Genomic DNA, 19,668 nt, shown 5'->3' with positions numbered 1-19,668 from the left:
GAACGTTCGCCCAGGTCAAACCGTTGATGTTCATGGCAGGACCGACGGGGAGGCGACGCAGGTGCAGTTCAACGGCGTCAAGACGGCAGCACTGATCGCCGCACTGTCGGCGTTGATGCTGGTCGCCGGCTGGGCGTTCGGCGGCAGCACCGGCCTGGCGATCGCGCTGGTCATAGCCCTCGGAACCAACGGTGTCGCGTACTTCTTCAGCGACCGCATCGCGCTGCGCTCGATGCTGGCCCACCCGGTCGGCGAGGTCGAGGCGCCGGTGCTCTACCGGCTCGTCCGGGAGCTGTCGACCTCCGCCCGCCAGCCCATGCCGCGCCTGTACGTCTCGGAGACCCGCCAGCCCAACGCGTTCGCCACCGGACGCAACCCGCGCAACGCCGCCGTCTGCTGCACCCGCGGCATCCTCCAGATGCTGGACGAGCGGGAACTGCGCGCCGTCCTCGGCCACGAGCTGTCCCACGTCTACAACCGGGACATCCTCATCTCCTCCGTGGCCGCCGCCATCGCCACGGTCATCACGTACCTGTCCCATCTGGCGATCTTCCTGCCGATCGGGCGCTCCGAGGACGACGACGGCCCCGGCATCCTGGGCGCGCTCCTGATGCTCGTCCTCGGCCCGGTCGCCGCCGCCGTCGTCCAGATGGCGATCAGCCGCACCCGCGAGTACTCCGCCGACGCCGCCGGCGCCCGCCTCACCGGCGACCCGCTGGCCCTCGCCTCGGCCCTCCGCAAGATCGACGCGGGCACCCGAGCCCTGCCGCTCCCGCAGGACCCCGAGCTCGCCACCACCAGCTCCCTGATGATCGCCAACCCCTTCCAGGGCGCCGGCATCGGCAAGCTCTTCTCCACCCACCCCCCGACCGCCGACCGCATCGCCCGCCTGGAACGCATGGCCGGCCGCCGCTGATTCGACCGAACCACTCGGGACGCGGCCGCGTCATAAGACACAAGAGCGCGCCGGCCACTTCTGCGGGGGATGGGGCCGGCGCGCTCCCCTTCGTCCTACCGGTAGTTCACGAACTGCAGGGCGACATCCAGTTCCTTGCCCTTCAACAGGGAGATGACCTGCTGGAGGTCGTCCCTCTTCTTCGAGGTGACCCGCAGCTCGTCCCCCTGGACCTGGGCCTTCACGCCCTTCGGCCCCTCTTCCCGGATGATCTTCCCGATCTTCTTGGCGTCCTCCTGGGCGATGCCCTCCTTCAGCCCCACGCCCAGCTTGTACACCTTGCCGGACAGCTTCGGCTCACCCGGATCGATCGCCTTCAGCGAGATCCCCCGCTTGACGAGCTTGTCCTTCAGCACGTCCAACACGGCGTTCGCCCGCTCCTCGGTGTTCGCCTGGATCTCGATCGTCTCCCCGGACCACTTGATCCCCGCGTCCACGTTCCGGAAGTCGAACCGGTTCGCCACCTCCTTGGCGGCCTGGTTCAGCGCGTTGTCGACCTCCTGCCGGTCGAGCTTCGACACGATGTCAAACGACGAGTCGGCCATCGCCCACACATCCCCTCAGCAGCATCATTGATCCACAGAGCGTATCGACTCCCCACCCCCGCACGCCCCGCCTCGATGTCACACCCACCCCGATGGTCCGCTATCCTTTCCAGCGAAACACCACGGCGGGTTGCCCGAGTGGCCAATGGGAGCGGACTGTAAATCCGTCGGCTTAGCCTACGCAGGTTCGAACCCTGCACCCGCCACACCAAGCGAAACAGCCTCTGACCAGCATCAACGCGGTCAGGGGCTGTTCTCGTCTCCAAGATCCCCACGCGCGGCAAGGCGCCACCGGGTGTACTCGGATGTCATCGGTCCGGAATATACGCGGAACGACTCCGAGCGCATTCGCGCAGGTCGCCCGGGAACGCCGAAGGGGCTCCGGAGCGAACCGGAGCCCCGTCGTCGAGCGCATCGCTGATCTGCCCGGTCGGCATGGCGTAGACCCGCATCAGAACCTTGCGCTGTGCCAGGCGCGTTCGGCGACCTCGGTCGCCCGGAACGCCGGAGCCGGTCCGCTCCGTCCGCTCTCCGTGGGAGTGCGCGCCGCCGCCCAGGATGTGGGTCTCACGAACCTCAAGCTCGTGACGCCACAATGTGGCCATGGACGCAGGTCTTGCCGCCCTACTCGGTACCGCCGTTGGCTCCCTCGGCACGCTGGGTGCGGCTGTCGTGAACGGCAGGGCGCAAGCACGAACACAACACGTCCAGTGGCGCCGTCAGCATCGACGCGACGCCTATGCCGCCTACCTCAGTGTTCTCCATGACCGCGATATCGCCATGGACGCGATCCTCAGCGTTCTGCGGGGGCCTTCTCTCGACCTGCCTGAACTGGACGGGACAGTGCAGCACTTCATCGCTCGGGCCCGCGATGTCCACCGCGCAGCGGAAGTCGTCATCCTTGAAGGCCCGCCCTCCATCGTCGAAGCAATCGACCGAATCGCAAAGGAGTCCAGCGGCCTCTCCGAGGTCATGCAGCGCATGGTGAAGGATGCCCACGCGGGAGACACCGGCGAGAGAGCGCAACACTCCGCCACCGCCGCAGCGCAAGAGCGACGGCTCTACCAGGCAGTCAGTGAGTTCCGTGTCCAGGCCCGCGGCGTCCTTGGCAACGCGGACTGACAGTTCGGCCCAGCCCACTCGGCCACCTGAGCCGGAGGGACCCCAGCTCCGGGCATGGGCGGCGGTCACCGGTCGCCGCGCCGGGATGCGCATCGCGCCGGGATGCGCATCGTGGCGGGTTGCCGGCCTCGTCCCGTCTGCTCGCTGTGGCGGCCCGCCGACCCTCTCAGTCTCCGAAGAACCAGAGTTGGCTGTGTCCGTGCCGGCTGGTGATCTCGCACAGGCGCTTGAGGTCGTCCCGCACGGCGGGGACCAAGGCACTGCTCACAGGCAAGCGGTCAAGCTCAGTGAGCAGTGAGGCTGCCTGGGAGCTGTTGAACATCGTGTCGGCGTATGCCAACAGGTGCCAGAGCATCGGGATCAGGTCGCGATCCAGCTCCCAGATCCATGAGATGTCGATTCCGTGGCCGCCTCGCGCCACGACCTCGTCGAACCGCAGGACACGGTAGGTGATCACAGTCGTCATGCTCCCACGGGGCTCCCACGGAAATCCGGCTGAGCGAGCTTGTAGCTGGGGGCTGCGTCCCACGGGCCCTGCGAGCCGGAGGGGGCTCCCGGGCGAAGGAGATCACGGGCGGGCGGTGCCCCGCCGGAAGCGTCCTGTCAGGCTGGCTGGAGGTTGAGTCGGGTGGGGTGGCGGGGGCGAGGGGGAGTGCGAGGGGAATCGCATCGGGGTTGGTGGGATTGGGAAGGTAGGGCCCGAGGGACGGGGGCCGTTCGGCCTGATGAGAGGAGGCTGTGATGGGGATCGTTTCGCCCGGGTTCCATGGGCGGCGGCGGGATTCTAAGGTCCAGTTGCCGCCGGGGCAGTACCTGACCGAGGATTTTCCCGTGCTGTCGGCCGGTCCGACCCCGCGGATCCCGGCTGGGGAGTGGGAGCTCACGGTGACCACGGAGACCGGGCAGCAACACCGGTGGACGTGGGAGGAGCTGCTGGACCTGCCGTTCGAGACGCCGAGGGTGGACATCCACTGCGTCACCAAGTGGTCCAAGCTCGGCACGGACTGGCAGGGGGTGTCGCTGGACGTCCTGCTCGACGACGTGGAGACCACGGCCGATTTCGCGCTCGTGTCCTCCTATGGCGGGTACACCACCAACCTGCCGCTCGAGGATCTGCTCGACGGCCAGGCATGGGTCGTCTACCGCTATGACGGTGAGGAGCTGGAGCCGGAGCACGGGGGGCCGGTGCGGCTTCTGGTGCCGCACCTGTACTTCTGGAAGTCGGCCAAGTGGTTGCGCGGCATCGACCTGCTGACCGAGAACGAGCCGGGCTTCTGGGAGACCGCCGGCTATCACGACTATGGGGACCCATGGCGCGAGCAGCGGTACCAGGGCGACTAGCGTGGCGCGTGGCGCGGCTGGCCGAGACGCGCCCGGAGACGAGCACGGCCCGCACGCTGGTCTTCGATGTGCCGGACTGGCCGGGGCACCTGGCCGGTCAGCATGTCGACGTGCGGCTGACCGCCGAGGACGGCTATGCCGCGCAGCGCAGCTACTCGCTCTCCGCGCCTGACCGGGTCGAGCTCACCGTGCAGCGGGTCCCGGACGGTGAGGTCTCCCCGTATCTCATCGACGGGCTTGCAGTCGGGGATCCCGTTGAGATGCGGGGTCCGGTGGGCGGCTGGTTCGTGTGGCGGCCCGAGTCGGGACGGGACGTCCTGCTCATCGCGGGCGGTTCCGGCATCGCGCCGCTGATGGCCATGGTCCGTGCCCGCCGCCTGGCCGGGAGTGGAGCGCGGTTCCGGCTGGTGTACTCCACGCGCACGCCCGAAGACGTGTTCTACGCCGACGAGCTGCGGCGTCCCGAGCCCGGCCTGGACGTCACGCACGTCTACACCCGGGTGGCGCCCGAGGGCTGGGCCCGCCCGCCCGGTCGGCTGATGCCGGCCGATCTCGGCGACGGCCCGCCGGACCATGACTGCTTCGTCTGCGGGCCGACAGGGTTCGTGGAGGCGGCGGCCGACATGCTGCTCGCCCGCGGTCACGACCCGCGGCGGATCAAGACCGAACGGTTCGGCTGAGCGGAGGCTGATCGAGATGAACGCGCCCCATGGAGAACCGGACCGGCGTCCCGCGGATCATGTGGACGGCAACGTGCTGGCCGGTCCGCTGGGCGAGCTGTTCGCCGTGGACGTCACGGCGGCCACCTGCCGCTGCGTCAACTGCGGGCGCACCGGCCCGATCGCCGAGCTGCGGGTGTACGACCGGGCGCCCGGCCTGGTCGCCCGGTGTCCCGGATGCGACCACGTCCTCGTGCGCTTCGTCCGGACGCCGGACTCGGCCTGGATCGACCTGACCGGAACCGTCTCCCTGCACGTCCGGCTGCCGGACGCGGGCGAGGGGCGCTCGTGAGCGTCCGGCGATGACGGAGCGACGAGCGGGCCCGCCCTCCGGATCGTTCGCCGACCGGACCGCATGGGCGCGCAACCTGCAGACCCCGCTGCGGGAGTTCATGCGCACCGAGACGGGCGGCGCCGTGGTCCTGCTGGCCGCGACGCTCGCCGCACTGGTCTGGGCGAACGCGGACGCGTCCTCCTACGCGCGGGTGTGGGAGACGCGGGCGTCCATCCGGATCGGCGGCGCCGGTCTCTCGCAGGATCTGCGGACGTGGGTCAACAGCGGCCTGATGACGGTGTTCTTCTTCGTGGTCGGGCTGGAGGCGCGCCGCGAGTTCGACATGGGAGAGCTCCGCGACCGGCGGCGGTTCGCGCTGCCGCTGGCCGCCGGTGTCGGCGGGATGGTCGTGCCGGTGGCCATCTACCTCGCCTTCAACGCCGGCGGTCCGGCAGCCCACGGCTGGGGCATCGCGATGTCGACCGACACCGCGTTCGCGCTGGGCGTGCTCGCGCTGGTCGGACGGACCTTCCCCGCACGGCTGCGCACCTACCTGCTGACGGCCACCGTCGTGGACGACGTCATCGCGCTCGTGGTGATCGCGGTCGTCTACAGCGGCGAGGTCGCGGCGCCGCCGCTGCTGCTGGCGGTCGGCATCTTCGCGGTGACCGTGCTGGTGCGCGCCCTCGGGGTCCGGCAGGTACCGGTGTACGTCGTGCTGGGCGTCGCCGCGTGGGCGGCGGTCCAGTCCGCCGGGGTGGAGCCGGTGGTCGTCGGCCTGGTCATGGGACTGCTGACGTACGCCCATCCGGCGGCGCGCGACGACCTGGAACGCGCCACGGAGGTCTTCAGGCTGTTCCGGGAGCAGCCCACCCCGGAGTTCGCCCGGTCGGCCCGGACGGGGGTGGCCGCGGCGATCTCCCCCAACGAGCGGCTCCAGCTGCTGATCCACCCGTGGGCGAGCTACGTGGTCGTGCCGCTGTTCGCGCTGGCCAACGCGGGCGTCACGATCACTGCCGGGTTCCTCGGCCGCGCCTTCACCTCGCCGGTGACGCTCGGCATCGTGGTCGGCTACGTGGCCGGGAAGCCGCTCGGGATCCTCGGGTCCTCATGGCTGGTGACCAAGCTGAGCCGGGGCCGGTTGCGTCCGCCGGTCGGGTGGGCCGCGGTCGGCGGCGGCGGCGCGATCGCCGGTATCGGCTTCACCGTGGCCCTGTTGATCGCGACGCTCTCCTTCACCGGTGCGCGGCTGGAGGAGGCCAAGATCGGTGTGCTGTCCGCGGCGCTGGGCGCCACGGTCGTGACCTGGGGCGTCGTCCGCGCGACCGCGCTGCTGCCGCCGCGCAGGCGGTTGCGCGCGCTGCTCGGGACGGCGGAGAGCATCATCGACCTGGCCGCACCGGTCGAGCCGGAGCGCGACCATGTCCGCGGTCCCGCGAAGGCGCCGGTCACCGTGGTGGAGTACGGCGACTTCGAATGCCCGTACTGCGGGCGGGCGGAGGCCGTCGTCCGGGAACTGCTCGCCGACCATGGCGACGTCCGGTATGTGTGGCGCCACCTGCCGCTCAACGACATCCATCCCCAGGCGCAGCTCGCGGCCGAGGCCGCCGAGGCGGCCGCCGCGCAGGGCCGGTTCTGGGAGATGCACGACCTGCTGCTCGACCGCCAGGACGCGCTGAGACCCCGGGACCTGGTCCGCTACGCCGGCGAGATCGGACTCGACGTCGAGCGCTTCCGTGCCGACCTGCGCCGCCACACCGGTGCCGGACGGATCGCCGAAGACGTCGACTCGGCCGACCTGAGCGGCGTCTCCGGAACCCCGACGTTCTTCGTCAACGGACGGCGCCACGTCGGCGCCTACGACATCGCCACCCTCTCCGCTGCGGTCCGAAGCGCCCGCAAGCGCGCGGCGGTCAACTCCTAGCACCCGCATGAGCAGAGGCGGCTCCGACGGCGGACGAGACGACCCGCAAACGAGTTCAGCGCTCCGTGTGCCGCATGGGGATGGTCTGACGGCCGCCTTGCACGCCGTAGAACCACCACGTTCCCTCGGGGGCGGGCTGAAGGGTCTCACGGAGGAGTTGCAGCACACCTTGTCCAAGTTCGACCACCGGCGCCGTATCGACCGTGTCGCGCCGCAGCTCGATCATCGAAGCACGTCTTGCTCACGAGACCTCCGCGCATTCGGCCACCTGAGCTGCTTGCACCTCGGCCCTGCACCACCTGGACACGGCCAGGTGGTGCAGGGCATCTGAGCCATCGCCGAGTGCTGCGGCCGGCCGGCGGCTACCCCAGCGCGATGCCTGCGGCCAGCCTCGTTTCCGGCTTCGCCAGGCTAGGTGCCCGGGGTCAGGGGCGGTTGCTGTTCGGGATCTTCGGGGCTTCGTCGGTGTACCCGTAGTTGAGCACCAGGGAGTACTCCCCGGAACCGGCCCCTCGGTAGTCGGTCCCCAACGGCGACCCGGTCTTCGGATCGATGATGAGCCTGTAGGTGCCGGGCCCGACGCCCTCGCCGCCCGTGCCCGTCCGGGCCAGCGCCTGGCCCTGCCGCCCCTTCTGGTCGGTGACCGGGCCGAGCGAGCGGACGTCCGGGAGGTCCGCCAGGACCCGGTATGCGGCCGCGCGCACGTTCGGGCGCACGGGGCCGACGGGGGAGGCGATGAGGATGCCGGCGGCCGCCCACAACTGGGCGGAGTCGCCCTCCACCGGGCCGGCGAGGCCGCCTGAGCGGGTCCAGGTCAGGAGCTGGCGCCGCAGGGTGGCCGGGTCGTCGGAGAGCTTGGCGATGTCCAGACCGGCGGGCGGCCGCCCCATCATGCCCTCGCCGCCCGGCATCCGCGTGGTCGTCTTCGGCCCGGGCCGGACGTCGAACCAGCTGCACCGCTGCCTGACCGGGACCTCTTCGAAGGTGCCGTCGGATCGCCGCTTGCCGGACCTGGATCCGATGATCTTGCCCTCGTCGCACTGCTCCCTGACCCGCTTCGGGCTTCCCGCGGCACGCCATGCCGCGGCGTCCGCGGGAGTCGCGGGCTGGGCGCCCAGATCCTGGGAGGAGACCCAACCGGTGGCGCCGGGCTCCGTGGAGTACCACAGGTCGTCGACGCTGCGGCTCAGCATCCGGTACGGACGTTCCTTCGAGCCGACGGTGTGCGCTTGCGCTTCCTCCTTGGTGAACCGGAAGTAGCGGCCGGTCGCGGGTACCGCCGCGGACCGGGTCGCCGCGGCGAGGAGGATCCTGCGGGCCGAGGGGTCCGCGGGACGGGGAGCCGGCGTCGACGTGCCCCCGGCCACCACGATCGCCGCGGTGGCCGCCGCCGCCACGGGCAGCAGCCCCGCCCCGAGCAGCCAGCGGCCGCGCGGCCGTCCTGGCCGCCGGCGCGGGGCGGGTTCGGCGGCCTTCGCCAGGTCCAGGAGCCGGGCCCGGCCCGCTGCCGCGACGCTCGGGTCGGCCTTCGGCTCGCTGAAAACGCGCTCGATCAGCGTCATCTCGTCCATCAGTCCTCCTCCGTCGAGTTGATTCCGCTGCCCAGAGCGCGTCGAAGCCGCTTTCGGGCACGGTTGAGGCGGGAGCCCACGGTGCCGCTGGGGATGCCGAGGGCTTGGGCGATGTCGTCGTAGCCGAGCCCGCCCAGGACCGACAGGAACACCACGTCCCGGTCGCCTGGCGCGAGGTCCCGCATCGCCCGCACCAGATCCGGCCGGAGGGCTTCGGCCGTGACGCGTGAGGCCACGTGCTCCTCATGGCCGTCGGTGGCGTAATCGGCCTTCACCCTGCCGAGCGCCTTGAGCCGGCGCTGCTCGGTGCGCTTGTGCTGGGACACCAGATTGGTGGCGATCCCGTACAGCCAGGGACGGAGGGCGCCGCCGCGCGAGGCGTCGAAGTCCGTCCTGCGGCGGAAGGCGATGAGGAACGTCTCGGCGGCGAGGTCGTCGGCGTTCTCCCGGCCGAGTCGCGCGGCGAGGTAGCGGTGGATGTCATCGAAGTAGCGGTCGTACAGCAGAGCGAAGCGTTCGGGCTCGCGCACGGACGATGCCACGAGCTCGGCGTCGTCCGGCACGGGTCCTGCCTCCGGAGGAGCTTTCATCGACTTCCTTTCGGGCCGCGGTCACCCTGTTGTTGGCCGACGCCCCGATCATCTTCATGGGACCCCTGAGGGCGGAGCGGTCGCCTGACGCCCGAGGAGCTTGCGCGATCGTGACCTGGGCCGATGGCGGAAGCGCCTGGCTCTACTCGGAGTCGAGAGAGTCCACGAGGACGGCCAGGCCGGCGATGAGTCCCAGCACCGCGATGACCGCCAGGACACAGACGAAGATCAGCAGCCAGCCCAGCAGGATCCCGAGCAGCGCCGTTCCGCGCCCGTCCCCGTCGAGACGGCGGCCGCGGAGGCGGCCGACGTGCCCGAAGGCGATCGCCGCAAGTGCGCACAGCATCGCCAGGGCAACGAAGATCATGGGATTGATCCAGGCGATGCCGGTGGCGAAGTTCGCCAGTGCCGCCAGGCCGGAGCCGGCGAAGAACAGGCTCGCCTTCGCCGGCCGGTTCCTGCTCGGCGTGCTCGGCTGCTCCCCGACGCCGTCCACGATCACCCCTTCTGGGTTTCTGGCAGGCCGGGGCACCACCATGTCAGCCAAGTCCGCCAGAAGGGGCCCTACCTGCGTGCCGACCTTCCCGGGAAGGTGAGTAGGCGCTGGATTGGAGGGTGAAGAGGCGGGCGTATTCGCCGTTCAGGTTCATCAGGGCGTCGTGCGGACCGCGCTCGATGATCTTGCCTTCGGAGAGGACGACGATGAGGTCGGCGTCGCGTACCGCGCCCAGGCGGTGGGAGATGAGGACGCTGGTGCGGCCGTGGCGGTGGCGGCGGAGGGACGCGTGGACGGCCTGCTCCGCGTCCGCGTCCAGACCGGAGCTCGGCTCGTCCAGTAGGAGGAGGTCGCGGTCCTGGCGCAGGAGCGCGCGGGCGAGGGCGAGGCGCTGCCACTGGCCGCCGGACAGGGCGACGCCGGTTCCGTCGCTGCCGAAGATCTTGCTGAGCATGGTGTCGTAGCCGTGCGGCAGCGCCTCGAGCGCCTCGTGGACCCCGGCGCGCCGGGCGGCGTCCACGATCTTTTCGCCGGTGCTGCTCAGGTCGCCCAGCATGATGTTGTCGGACGCGGTCAGGTCGTACTCCATGAAGTCCTGGAATACCGCGCCGATGCGTTCGCGGAGTTCCTCGGGGTCGAGGTCGCGCAGGTCCGCGCCGTCCCAGAGGACGGCGCCCTTGTCCGGGTCGTACAGGCGGCACAGGAGCTTGACCAGCGTGCTCTTGCCCGCCCCGTTCACTCCGACCAGGGCGACGCTCTGGCCGAACGGGATGTGCAGATCGACGCCGCGAAGGATCCAGGGATGCGCTTCGCTGTAGCGGAACCATACGTCCCGCAATTCGATCCCCTGCCGCAGGGGTGGGACGGGGCGAGGGCGGGGAGGTGGAGGCGGGTCGGGTTCGGCGTCCACGATCGCGGTGAAGTGGCCGAACAGCAGGAGTGCGTTGTGCGCGTCCGCCCACCGGTCGACGATCGACGTCAACGCGGCCTGGACTCCGGCGACCGCCGCGATGAACATCGTCACGTCGCCCGCGGTGAGGGCGCCGGATGCGGCCGCCAGCACGGCCCATACCAGGCCCCCGCCCGCGACGGCGCTGCCCACCAGTGCCAGCAGCCCCTGACTGCGGAGCGTCTTCAGGTCGATCCGCCGCTCGGCGTCGCCGGTCGAGCGGACCTCGTCGAGCATCCGGGAACGGAAGTGCCCGCCGAGCCCGAACAGGCGCACCTCCTTGGCCGCCTCCGGCCTGGTCAGCAGTTCCCCGTAGAAGACTTCGCGGCGCTTCCCGGGGCTGATGCTCCACATCGTCCGGGCCCGTTCCCGGCTCAGGCCGAGCTGGATCCAGACCGACGGCAGCGCCGCCAGGAAGATCACCAGGACCAGCAGCGGGTTGATCACCAGCAGCGTGCCGACGAATCCGGACATGGTGATGGCCGCCTGGCCGATGGCCAGCGTCCCGAGGATCAGCCGGTCCGGCGCGGTCTGGCTGGACTCGTGCGCCAGCCGCAGCGTGTCCTGGAACGCCGGGTTCTCAAGGCGGCGCAGGCCCGTATGGGCGTTGACCGCGCCGAACAGGCGCTCGACGACGAGGGCGCGCACGGCGCGGCGCAGCTGGGCCTGGGCATAGGTGGACGCGTGCGGCAGCACGATGACGCACAGTCCGCAGGCGGCCAGCCCTGCGGCGAGGCCCGGCAGGACGCTCCGGTCTCCGCCACCGGCGAGTGCGTCCAGGACGAGTTTCGTCAGCCACGCGGTCGCGACCGGCGCCAGCCCGGTGAGCACGGCGAGGACCACCGACGCGGCCGTCGCGGTCCGGTGGGCGCGCCATGCCAGGGCGGCGACGACCGCGGTGCGCGCCCCGGGTCGGCTCACGTGCGGGCCGGCAGCGACAGCCCGGCAGGCGTGAGGGTCGAGGACGTCACCACGGCGTCCTGCCCGACGACGTAGAAACTGGGGGACGCCGGGTGCCCGAACGCCGTGTTCACAGGCCCCTTCACCGGCTCGACGACCACGGTGGCGACCGGTGTGAGCGCGGCGGTGAAGGGCTCGGCGTCGTCCCGCTCGCCCTCGATCACCGCCAGCACGCGCCGGGCGTCCAGGCCCCGGACCCGTTCGGTGAACTCGGGCAGCCGTTCGCGGCATGCGGCGCAGGTGGTGGAGAACAGGCCGACGATCGTCGGCTCGGTGAAGAAGGCGCGGGTCACGGCGGTGCCGTCGAGGCCGGGCGCGCTGAACTCGGGCAGCGAGGTGCCCGGGGGCGTGAACGGGACCTGTGCCCGCCCGCCGTCCAGCAGGGCCGCGTGCTCGCGCAGGCGGCGGACGACGGCCAGCGTCAGGACCAGGTCGAACGCGCAGAGGGCGCCGACGAAGACGACTCCCGCGGCGAGGTAGGGCAACGGTGCTCCCTCATGATGGTGCCGGGACGCGTCACTGCGTAGAGCGTGCGGACGGCGCGAGCAGCAGGTCGGCGAGTTCGTCGAAGAAGACGAACACCAGGGTCAGGACGCCCGCGCCCGCCATCGCGATGACGGCGCCGGCGGGGTGCACCGGCCCGGGGGCCGCGAGGTGCGAGGCCAGGCCGCCCCAGGCGAACGCGGTGAGGGCGAGGTTGCGCGCGACGTGCACGCGTCCGGCGGGGGACGGGCGTGCGCCGAAGCAGCGGCAGGCGGCGGTCCGGCCGTCGCGGACCGCCAGGTGGATCGCCGTGGCGAACGCGAGCAGGACGGCGCCGGCCAGCGCGAGGCCGGCCGGCGCCGTCCGCGGGACGGCCAGCAGTATGACAGCGGCGGACTCCGTGGCCACCACGGCGGCGGACGTCGCCGTGGGAGGCAGGCCGGGCGCGAGGCCGGGCACCGACAGCCGGAACTCCCGGAAGGCGTCCCGGCCGCGGACCTTGCCGATCACCGCGACCAGGAAGATCAGCCCCAGGGCGCAGCGCGCGGTCAGCGTGACGTACTGCAAGGCGAGCGGCGGCGGGTGTCAGATGCCGCAGTAGGTCTTGCCGGCGTAGATGCAGCAGCGGACGCCGGTCGACGTCCACCAGCAGGGCTCGGCGCGGGCGGTCGTGTTCGGCAGGACCCGGCCGAGCATCCGGTCGCCCAGGCGGTTGAGTGCACGGATCATGAGGGACTCCTCAAGTCGGGGCCGGATCGTTCCGGCCCGGGGTTCCGAGCGGCGGCGCGTCGCGCCAAGATGATCACGCCCGCCGGTGCCGAAGCTAATGACGTTGATCATTTACGGCAAGGGGGCGGCCGGCCGGCGATGCCGCCTTGTGCACTCTCCGATCAAGATCTGAAGGATCTTGTCGGCATCTGCCACCCGCCCGGCCGTTGACTCGGGTCCGGTGTGACGCTCAGGCGGCGCACCACGACGCCCAGTAGCCGGTCGCCCGAGAACAGGCCCCGGTGGCGGGAGTCGATGCTGTCGGGGTTGTCGCCGAGGACCGCGAGCGCCCCCGGCGGCACCGTGCCCCGCTCCCCGGCGAGGCCCGAGGCGCCGGGTATGCCGGCCGGCAGTTCGTCACCGGGGAGGGCGGCGACGCGCTTGACGTTCCAGATCCGTCCGTCGGGACCCGCGGGGCCGGGCAGGTAGGGCCCGTCCAGGGGAGGTTCGAGCACGACGACGTCCCCGCGCTTGACCTGCCGTAGAGGACGCCGCCTGACCAGCACGCGGTCGCCGTCCCGCATTGTGGGCATCATGCTGGTCCCGTGCACGGTGACCACCACCAGGCTTCTGCGCCCCCACCCGAGTGCCAGCAGCGCACCTGCCGCGGCGACGGCCGCCAAGCCCAGTAGCCGCACTCCCCGCGAAGTCGATATCCGCCCCATGATCGACCGATGGTAGCGACGGCCGCCCGCTCAGCCGCCCTGGGATGAGGCCGCGGCGGGACGTCGCCATGGACGTACCAGGGCCGAGTACGGAAGAGGCTTGGCGGCTGCTACGACGCGGGGTCGATGAGGACGTCGGTTTGCCATGTCATGCCGGACGGGAGTCGGGCTGTGAGGGTGGCGAACCCGAAGTCGTCCACCTGGGACGTGGTGCCCTGGAAGGAGACCGAGGACTGGCCCGCCGGGATGGTCACCTCTGCGGGGAGCTGAACGATCGGCTCGCTGCTTTCGAGCTGGATCGTGATCGGCACGCTCGTGGTCGTGCCCAGGCGGAGCGTGGCCTCGAACGGCTGGCCGCCCGTGATCAGCATGGGCTCGATGTCGAAGCCGATGAGGCCGGGGTGGACGCGGAAGGTGTGGCTCCGGGCGCCCACTCCCTCGATGTTCGCCGTGATGGTGACGTCACCGTCGATGTCGGCGGGTATCGACACCGGCACCTGAAACGTTCCGGTGGTTCCCTCCGCGAATTCTCGCGGCGAAGGGAGACTGTCGAGTTTCGGGTTGTCGGAGCTGAAGGTGACCTTGATGCCGCCGTGCGGGACGGGATTCGGCAGGTCGAGGACCATGGGGTAGGACCCGCCGTATGTCTCGGCCGGCCCGGAGAGGCTCCAGGCGCCGGGATCGTAATTCCACGCGAGAAGCTTGATGACGCCGCTGATGCTCCGCCCGCCGAGGCCGGCCGTCACGGTGACGTCCGCGTCCTCCGGAATGCGCGTGCTCTTCACCAGCGGAGCCGGAACTCCCATCCCGAGAGCACCGCGCGGAATGGTGACGCTCGCGGGGACCTCGAGGGCCGGGTTGTCGCTCTCCAGCGAGATGGTCATCCCGCCGGCGGGCGCCGGGCCGTTCAAACCGACGGTGATCGAGGGCCGATCCCCGCTGACGATCGACGAAACACCACCGAAGTCGATGAATTTCAGCCCTGGCTGCAGCGTCAGCGGCTGGGTCAGTGTCCGGTCCCGCAACTCCGCCGAGAGGAGGATGCCGAGGTCTTCGTAGATGTAGTCCGGCTGGTGCGTCTGGATGGGGAAGCTCGCTTCCGTGGCTCCGGCCGGGACGACGACCTCGTCGGGCACGGTCACCCAGGACGGATCCGCGGACGTCATCGCCACGACGAGGGGAACCGGCGAACTGCAGCTCACCGTCACGGTTCCTTGCGCCTTGGCCCCCGAATGAACCTTCCCGTCCGGGAGATCGAGCGCCTTGAGCCACGGACCGCAGGCGCTCGGGGACGCGTCGGCGACGGCCGGCGCAGCGAGCCCGGAGAGCCCGAGAACGACCGCGGCCAGGACGCTGAGGATGGTCCTCCTTCCCCCGGTGCGATACATGATCGACTTCCTCCCGATCCGCGCATAAACGACTGCCGACCAAGATCGTAAGTCGGGTGGCCCTGAGAAACACGTCACATCTTGATGAAGATTCAAACACCCGGCTCCGCAGGGAAGAATTGCCGCGACCGAGTGACAGCGAGAAACCGGATGGATGTCCATCCGGGCAGACCGTAATTGAGGTTGTAGCGCGCCGACCCTGGACCGGCATTCCGAGCGTGATGACGCCCAGAAACCGATCCAAACGCCTGGCTGCGGGACGGAGAGACACCCATCCGGCGACCGCGCCTAAGGCCGCGAATCCCGCAACGCCAGCAGGTCGGTCGCCGTCGAAAACACGAACTCCAACGGCTCCATCAGCCTCAGGCAGCCCACCCGGTAAAGGGACGCGGCCGCCCCGATTGAGCTGTGGGGCGTAAGCGAAGACCGAGGTTCCACGGGGTCTTCCGGCCGTACGTGGCCAGTTCGGCCTGCTGATTTTGCGATGCGCCCCAATTTCCCTATGGTTGCCGCTACGCGTGCATCCGGTCACTGATAGCGACACTTCTCGGGCGCGTGGGCCACGAAGGTTTCTCGCTGCATCGAGGGTCGTCGCTTCGGCGGCCGCTCACGCCGAAGACGTCGAGAGCCGAGGGGTGAGGACTGTGCAGCAGATGTCCAAGGGCGCCAACGTCGACCTGGCGAGCCTGTCCGAAGCTTCAGGACCGATCACGGTGGTCCTCGGTTGGACCGATCCCAGCGGTGCCGGAGAAGCCGATGTGTCGGTGCTGCTGCTCGACTCCGATGGCAGGGTGCGGAGCGAGGGCGACTTCATCTTCTACAACCAGCCGGCCACGGCTGATCAGTCAGTCCAACTGCTGGGCAAGACACCGACCGGCAGTGGCAGTGAGGACCGCATCCTCGTCGACCTGCGCGCGCTTCCGCCTGAGGTGGAGCGCGTGCTCATCGCGGCCAGCCGCGATGCGCCTGCCACGTTCGGAGACCTGAACGACCTCCGCCTCTCCGTGTCCGACAGCGCGGGGGAGGTCCTGCTGGCCTTCGACATCGACGACGCGACGGTGGAGGCGGCCTTCATCTTCGGCGAGTTGTACCGCAGAGGTGAGGGCTGGAAATTCCGGGCGGTCGGCCAGGGGTACGAAGCGGGTCTGGCGGGCCTGGCCACCGACTTCGGTATCGGCATCGACGAAGACGACGACCAGTCGCAGGCCGAGCCGAAAGCAGACGAGCCGACGGAGGTCGACGGCTCAGCCCCCGCAGAACCGGACGTCCAGCCGACCAAGGTGGAGAACCGCCGCCGTCCCGGCCGGGTCCGGACCGCCAAGAAGAAGGCCACGCTGCCCAAGGCGGCCAAGGTGAACCTCGCCGAGCACGCCTCGTGGCACGACGCGCGCCTGTTCTCGGTCTCCGGTCTGCGCAGCAACCAGGAGCGGGAGGCCCGGGCGACATCCACCCTGCTCGCGGTGATGGCCCAGGTACCGGAGTTCGGGCGGCGCCTCACCGCACGTTTCAACGCCCCTGCCGGAACGATCCAGACCTTCACCGAAGCCTCCTTCAAGCACGGTGATTCCAAGGTCCGTCCCGACGGCATCATTCGTGTCGCCCGCGCCGGCAGGATCTGGACCGCCCTGATCGAGACCAAGACGGGCGGCAACCCGCTCAAGCTGGAGCAGGTCGAGTCCTATCTGGACGTCGCGGCACGGCACGGGTACGAAACCGTCATCACCCTGTCCAACGACCTCGCCCCGGATGGCGAACACCCTCTGCCCGTCGACAAGCGACGCTTGCGCAAGGCCGCCCTGCGTCACCTGTCATGGGCTGAGGTCGCCCATGAAGCCCACATGCTCTGCCATCATCACGGCGTCGCCAATCCGGCCCATGCATGGCTGCTCAACGAACTGCTCTACTACCTGCGCCAGGACAACGCAGGCTGCCAGGGCTTCCAGGACATGGGGCCCGCCTGGGTGCCGGTGCGCAATGCCGTCGCCTCGGGCACGCTGCGGCTGGGCGACAAACGCGCGATGCAGATCGCCGAGAACTGGGAGAAGCTGATCTGGCAGCTGTGCCTGCGGCTCAGCGGGGAGACGGGGTTGACCATCGCTCCCGTGCTGCGCAGGCGGCGGGACGGCGACGCGACCGTGCGGCGCCTCCAGACCGTCACCTCGCTGGTCGAGAACGGGCGCATGAGCGCTGAGGTGCGTGTTCCGAGTGCCGGCGGCCCCGTCCTCATCGAGGCCGATCTGCGGACCGGGCAGATCGAGACCACCGTGGAGATCCCCGCGGCCGAGCGGGCCCGGACCCTCACCCGCGTCCAGTGGCTGCTCCGGCAACTGGTCGACGCCCCACCGGAGATGCGAGTCGAGGCTCTCAGCCCGCGCCGGACGACCGGGCCCTGCGACCTCCTCAAGAACCTCCAGGCCGAGCCCGGCCTTCTCGTCCCCGAGGGCGGTGCGCAGATCACCTCGTTCCGCCTCACCCTGGCCACCGGCATGGGCACCAAGCGGGGCGCCGAGGAAGCAGGGTTCGTTCGTACCGTCGATACGGCCATGGATCGCTTCCACCAGCAGGTACTTCAGGCGATCAAGGCCGATGCCGCGGCGGAGGGCGGTGGGTAGCCGGTCGGCGGGCCTGCCGTCCGTGCGGCGGGGGTGCCGAGGCGGCGGTGTGCGGTTACAGGCCGAGGGCGGTGGTCGACTGCAGGACTATCAGGGTGCCGATGGTGATGAAGGCGATCGGGACCAGCCAGCGGCCGTGCTGGTCGAGCAGGTCGATGACCTTCTTGTGGGAGCCGAGCCAGGAGGCGGCCAGGCACCACAGGGCGACGCCGGCGGCGAAGACCGCGAGGGTGACCAGGGTGGGCGCCGGGCCGATGGTGCGGAAGACCGGCGTGTAGGCCGAGATGTTGTCGGCGCCGTTGGCGATCGTGACGCCCGCGATCGGGAGCAGGCCCGAGGCCACCGCGGGAGGGGCGTCGTGGTCGCGGGAGCGGACGGCCGCCACGAGGCCGCGGATGCCCAGCGCCAGCGGGACGAGGCCGAGCAGGCCGATCCATTCGTCCGGGACGATCTCCAGGCCCAGCGCGGCGACCACCGAGACGAGGGCCAGGGCGGCGATGCCCAGGTACTGGCCCGCCCAGATCTGCCGGGGCTTCGGGGAGCCCGTCGCGCGGCCGGACAGGAACAGGACCGTCAGGACGATGAGGTCGTCGACGTTCGTCGCCGCGAACAGGCCGCCTGCCGTCGCGACCGTCCCTGCGATTCCGTTCACCGGCCGGAACCTACCGGAGCGGGCGCGTGAAGGCCGGGAGGGGGGTCCCCGGCCCTCACGGTCAGCCCTTGCGGGCGGGGAGGATGCGCTTCACCGCGAGGCCCGCGGAGACCAGGGTGAAGAGGGCGAGGCCGAGCCAGAGGGCCTGGAGGCCGAGCCAGGGGGACGCGGCGGCGGCGCCGCCGAAACCGGCGGCCACGCCGCCGATCGGGGGGTTGTTGTACATCTACCATTTCCTTTCTTTGCGCCAGGCGGCCTGCCAGAACGCACGCGCCTGGACGATCTGGAGGAAGACGTCGAAGATCATTTCGACGACGATGGTGGCGGCGATCGCCATCTGGGCCGGGCCGCGCTGGCGGACGGTCACCACGCGCTCCACCATGAAGATCACCGTGATGCCGCCCCACACCGGGCTGAGCTGGATCCCGCCGAGGTAGACCGCCGAGTAGGCGAGCGAGAGCAGGTAGGCGGTGATCACCAGGATGCCGAGCAGGGACAGCAGCTGCCGTCCCCAGTAGGGGCGGGTGATGGGCGTCCAGCCGTAGTCGACGAGGTTCTCCAGCGCGCCGCGCTTCCAGCGCAGCCGCTGCTGGGCCAGCTCCCGCCAGGTCGGCATCACCTCGGTGGTGAGCGTGCACTCCTTCGGGCAGAGGATGCGGAACCCGAGGTGCAGGATCGCGAGGGTGAGCTCGTTGTCCTCGGTCAGCACGCGGACGTCGTAGACGTGCGGCAGCCCGGGGAGGCGTTCTTCCCGGCGGGCGGCGACCACCTCCTGGAGGGTGGCGGCGCGGAAGATCGTCGCGGTCCCGGTGAGGACGAGGGCCTTGCCCTGCAGGCGCCGGACGTCCCGGGCGTAGCGGGCGTACTCGTTGCGCTGGAACATGCCGACCGTGCCGCCGCCCGGCTTGCCGGTGAACGTGCCGCCGACGGCCGCGTACCGGCCGGTGGCCAGGTACTCGACGCCGTGCCGGATGAACCCCGGGTCGAGCGCCGAGTCGGCGTCCATCACCATGACCGCGTCGTCCGGCCCGAAGATCGGCAGCAGCCGGTCGAGGACCTGGTTCAGCGCGCCCGCCTTCTTGTGCTCGTTGCCGCGGGTGCCGACGATCTCGACGCCGCACAGCTGGGCGAACGCGGCGGTGGCGTCGGTGCAGTTGTCGGCGATCACGATGATGTGGTCCGGGGGCCGCTCCTGGCGGCGGAGCGAGGCGATCGTCTCGGTGATCTGCTTCGCCTCGTTGTGCGCCGGGATCAGGACGGTCACGCGCATCGCGTCGGCGCGCACCGGCGGCTGGTCGCGCTTGCCGTCCCGCTTCTTCTGCTTCGGCCGCTTCTCTTGCTTCGGCCGCTTCTCCTGGCGCGGCGGACCGGGCACCGGACGCGGCCGAGGGCCGGTCGGGCGGGGCGGCGCGACCGGGTGCCGCCGCACCGGCGGCGGCATGAGCGCGGCCGCCATCCGGTCGGGCACGGTGGTGGTCGGTGAGGGGGCGCGGTGGGACGCGGGCGGGCCTCCCCAGGCCGTCGGGGACGCAAGGTGTCCCGAACCGGACGTCCGCCGGAGCTGGGACGTGCCGCCGGGCGGCGCCGGGCTGGTGAACCGGTGGCGTCCGGGCCGCGGACGGGACCCTTCGGGCGCTTCGTGGGCGGGACGCAT

General features: G+C 70.7%; 22 protein-coding genes and 1 tRNA gene. 8 read left to right on the top strand and 15 right to left on the bottom strand.

Going from position 1 to position 19,668, the window contains the following annotated elements; translation table 11 throughout:
* Window positions 1–61: 61 nt before the first annotated feature.
* On the top strand, window positions 62–916 hold the full coding sequence (htpX, locus tag K4S16_RS15485) for a zinc metalloprotease HtpX (protein WP_149259658.1): 855 nt from the start codon (window positions 62–64) through the stop codon (window positions 914–916).
* Window positions 917–1,011: 95 nt separating this feature from the next.
* On the opposite strand, the gene K4S16_RS15480 is transcribed toward htpX, so the two are convergent.
* A complete protein-coding gene (locus K4S16_RS15480) occupies window positions 1,012–1,500 on the bottom strand; it encodes a YajQ family cyclic di-GMP-binding protein (RefSeq protein WP_149259657.1) in 489 nt (162 codons plus the stop codon).
* A gap of 124 nt (window positions 1,501–1,624) precedes the next feature.
* Between K4S16_RS15480 and K4S16_RS15475 the strand changes: the two genes are divergently transcribed.
* Window positions 1,625–1,706, top strand: a tRNA-Tyr gene (locus K4S16_RS15475).
* Between the two features lie 397 nt (window positions 1,707–2,103).
* Window positions 2,104–2,622, top strand: a complete 519-nt coding sequence (locus K4S16_RS15470) for a proline dehydrogenase (protein WP_149259656.1) — start codon at window positions 2,104–2,106, stop codon at window positions 2,620–2,622.
* 166 nt (window positions 2,623–2,788) lie between these two features.
* Here K4S16_RS15470 and K4S16_RS45065 read toward each other — a convergent pair whose 3' ends face one another.
* Entirely contained in the window at window positions 2,789–3,088 is a 300-nt protein-coding gene (locus tag K4S16_RS45065) for a hypothetical protein (protein WP_200841905.1), read from the bottom strand.
* A gap of 275 nt (window positions 3,089–3,363) precedes the next feature.
* Here K4S16_RS45065 and K4S16_RS15460 point away from each other — a divergent pair, with 275 nt between their 5' ends.
* Genes K4S16_RS15460 through nhaA form a run of 4 tightly spaced genes read left to right on the top strand, consistent with a single transcriptional unit; the run spans window position 3,364 to window position 6,880 of the window.
* Entirely contained in the window at window positions 3,364–3,963 is a 600-nt protein-coding gene (locus K4S16_RS15460) for a molybdopterin-dependent oxidoreductase (RefSeq protein ID WP_149259655.1), read from the top strand.
* An 8-nt stretch (window positions 3,964–3,971) separates the two neighbouring features.
* A complete protein-coding gene (locus tag K4S16_RS15455) occupies window positions 3,972–4,643 on the top strand; it encodes a ferredoxin reductase (protein WP_235036825.1) in 672 nt (223 codons plus the stop codon).
* Window positions 4,644–4,659: 16 nt separating this feature from the next.
* Complete coding sequence (locus tag K4S16_RS15450; protein ID WP_149259653.1) at window positions 4,660–4,974, top strand: DUF6510 family protein; 315 nt, start codon at window positions 4,660–4,662, stop codon at window positions 4,972–4,974.
* 10 nt (window positions 4,975–4,984) lie between these two features.
* Window positions 4,985–6,880, top strand: coding sequence for a Na+/H+ antiporter NhaA (nhaA, locus tag K4S16_RS15445; RefSeq protein ID WP_149259652.1), 1,896 nt, complete (start codon window positions 4,985–4,987; stop codon window positions 6,878–6,880).
* Between the two features lie 55 nt (window positions 6,881–6,935).
* Here the strand turns inward: nhaA and K4S16_RS44365 are convergent, their stop codons facing one another.
* The 10 genes from K4S16_RS44365 to K4S16_RS15405 all read right to left on the bottom strand — a co-directional run bounded on the left by K4S16_RS44365 (window position 6,936) and on the right by K4S16_RS15405 (window position 14,912).
* Window positions 6,936–7,106: a hypothetical protein gene (locus K4S16_RS44365; RefSeq protein WP_160160925.1), complete on the bottom strand. Its 171-nt coding sequence runs from the start codon at window positions 7,104–7,106 to the stop codon at window positions 6,936–6,938.
* Window positions 7,107–7,305: 199 nt separating this feature from the next.
* On the bottom strand, window positions 7,306–8,451 hold the full coding sequence (locus K4S16_RS15440) for a CU044_5270 family protein (protein ID WP_149259651.1): 1,146 nt from the start codon (window positions 8,449–8,451) through the stop codon (window positions 7,306–7,308).
* Entirely contained in the window at window positions 8,451–9,041 is a 591-nt protein-coding gene (locus K4S16_RS15435; RefSeq protein WP_149259650.1) for an RNA polymerase sigma factor, read from the bottom strand. Before K4S16_RS15435 ends, K4S16_RS15440 begins: the two co-directional genes overlap by 1 nt.
* A 142-nt stretch (window positions 9,042–9,183) precedes the next feature.
* Entirely contained in the window at window positions 9,184–9,537 is a 354-nt protein-coding gene (locus K4S16_RS15430; RefSeq protein WP_149259649.1) for a DUF4190 domain-containing protein, read from the bottom strand.
* A gap of 43 nt (window positions 9,538–9,580) precedes the next feature.
* A complete protein-coding gene (locus K4S16_RS15425; protein WP_149259648.1) occupies window positions 9,581–11,407 on the bottom strand; it encodes an ABC transporter ATP-binding protein in 1,827 nt (608 codons plus the stop codon).
* Complete coding sequence (locus tag K4S16_RS15420; RefSeq protein ID WP_149259647.1) at window positions 11,404–11,931, bottom strand: redoxin domain-containing protein; 528 nt, start codon at window positions 11,929–11,931, stop codon at window positions 11,404–11,406. Before K4S16_RS15420 ends, K4S16_RS15425 begins: the two co-directional genes overlap by 4 nt.
* Window positions 11,932–11,962: 31 nt before the next feature.
* Window positions 11,963–12,496, bottom strand: coding sequence for a MauE/DoxX family redox-associated membrane protein (locus tag K4S16_RS15415; protein WP_149259646.1), 534 nt, complete (start codon window positions 12,494–12,496; stop codon window positions 11,963–11,965).
* Window positions 12,497–12,514: 18 nt separating this feature from the next.
* The gene (locus K4S16_RS45060; protein ID WP_200841904.1) at window positions 12,515–12,658 is read right to left on the bottom strand and encodes a hypothetical protein; all 144 of its coding nucleotides are present in this window, start codon (window positions 12,656–12,658) and stop codon (window positions 12,515–12,517) included.
* Between the two features lie 161 nt (window positions 12,659–12,819).
* Window positions 12,820–13,362 carry a S26 family signal peptidase gene (locus K4S16_RS15410; protein WP_149259645.1) on the bottom strand — a complete coding sequence of 181 codons (543 nt, stop codon included), beginning with the start codon at window positions 13,360–13,362 and terminating at the stop codon, window positions 12,820–12,822.
* 110 nt (window positions 13,363–13,472) lie between these two features.
* Window positions 13,473–14,912: a hypothetical protein gene (locus K4S16_RS15405; RefSeq protein WP_149259644.1), complete on the bottom strand. Its 1,440-nt coding sequence runs from the start codon at window positions 14,910–14,912 to the stop codon at window positions 13,473–13,475.
* A 491-nt stretch (window positions 14,913–15,403) separates the two neighbouring features.
* Here K4S16_RS15405 and K4S16_RS15400 point away from each other — a divergent pair, with 491 nt between their 5' ends.
* Entirely contained in the window at window positions 15,404–17,362 is a 1,959-nt protein-coding gene (locus K4S16_RS15400) for a TerD family protein (RefSeq protein ID WP_235036824.1), read from the top strand.
* Between the two features lie 55 nt (window positions 17,363–17,417).
* Here the strand turns inward: K4S16_RS15400 and K4S16_RS15395 are convergent, their stop codons facing one another.
* The 3 genes from K4S16_RS15395 to K4S16_RS15390 all read right to left on the bottom strand — a co-directional run bounded on the left by K4S16_RS15395 (window position 17,418) and on the right by K4S16_RS15390 (window position 19,668).
* Window positions 17,418–18,014 carry a cadmium resistance transporter gene (locus K4S16_RS15395; protein ID WP_235036823.1) on the bottom strand — a complete coding sequence of 199 codons (597 nt, stop codon included), beginning with the start codon at window positions 18,012–18,014 and terminating at the stop codon, window positions 17,418–17,420.
* 61 nt (window positions 18,015–18,075) lie between these two features.
* Complete coding sequence (locus K4S16_RS44360; RefSeq protein WP_160160924.1) at window positions 18,076–18,240, bottom strand: hypothetical protein; 165 nt, start codon at window positions 18,238–18,240, stop codon at window positions 18,076–18,078.
* The gene (locus K4S16_RS15390; protein ID WP_200841903.1) at window positions 18,241–19,668 is read right to left on the bottom strand and encodes a glycosyltransferase family 2 protein; all 1,428 of its coding nucleotides are present in this window, start codon (window positions 19,666–19,668) and stop codon (window positions 18,241–18,243) included.

The sequence above is a fragment of the Actinomadura sp. K4S16 genome (assembly GCF_008327685.1).
Taxonomy (GTDB): Bacteria; Actinomycetota; Actinomycetes; order Streptosporangiales; family Streptosporangiaceae; genus Spirillospora.
The sequence above is the reverse complement of the archived record's forward strand: the minus strand, read 5'-3'. Positions and strand labels throughout refer to the sequence as shown.

Coding starts and splice junctions, on each gene's coding strand:
- K4S16_RS15405 (WP_149259644.1), bottom strand. CDS start 14,912: ATGGACATCCATCCGGTTTCTCGCTGTCACTCGGTCGCGGCAATTCTT.
- K4S16_RS15400 (WP_235036824.1), top strand. CDS start 15,404: ATGTCCAAGGGCGCCAACGTCGACCTGGCGAGCCTGTCCGAAGCTTCA.
- K4S16_RS45065 (WP_200841905.1), bottom strand. CDS start 3,088: ATGACGACTGTGATCACCTACCGTGTCCTGCGGTTCGACGAGGTCGTG.
- K4S16_RS44360 (WP_160160924.1), bottom strand. CDS start 18,240: ATGTACAACAACCCCCCGATCGGCGGCGTGGCCGCCGGTTTCGGCGGC.
- K4S16_RS44365 (WP_160160925.1), bottom strand. CDS start 7,106: ATGATCGAGCTGCGGCGCGACACGGTCGATACGGCGCCGGTGGTCGAA.
- nhaA (WP_149259652.1), top strand. CDS start 4,985: ATGACGGAGCGACGAGCGGGCCCGCCCTCCGGATCGTTCGCCGACCGG.
- K4S16_RS15470 (WP_149259656.1), top strand. CDS start 2,104: ATGGACGCAGGTCTTGCCGCCCTACTCGGTACCGCCGTTGGCTCCCTC.
- K4S16_RS15440 (WP_149259651.1), bottom strand. CDS start 8,451: ATGGACGAGATGACGCTGATCGAGCGCGTTTTCAGCGAGCCGAAGGCC.
- K4S16_RS45060 (WP_200841904.1), bottom strand. CDS start 12,658: ATGATCCGTGCACTCAACCGCCTGGGCGACCGGATGCTCGGCCGGGTC.
- K4S16_RS15435 (WP_149259650.1), bottom strand. CDS start 9,041: ATGAAAGCTCCTCCGGAGGCAGGACCCGTGCCGGACGACGCCGAGCTC.
- K4S16_RS15460 (WP_149259655.1), top strand. CDS start 3,364: ATGGGGATCGTTTCGCCCGGGTTCCATGGGCGGCGGCGGGATTCTAAG.
- K4S16_RS15480 (WP_149259657.1), bottom strand. CDS start 1,500: ATGGCCGACTCGTCGTTTGACATCGTGTCGAAGCTCGACCGGCAGGAG.
- K4S16_RS15410 (WP_149259645.1), bottom strand. CDS start 13,362: ATGGGGCGGATATCGACTTCGCGGGGAGTGCGGCTACTGGGCTTGGCG.
- K4S16_RS15450 (WP_149259653.1), top strand. CDS start 4,660: ATGAACGCGCCCCATGGAGAACCGGACCGGCGTCCCGCGGATCATGTG.
- K4S16_RS15390 (WP_200841903.1), bottom strand. CDS start 19,668: ATGCGTCCCGCCCACGAAGCGCCCGAAGGGTCCCGTCCGCGGCCCGGA.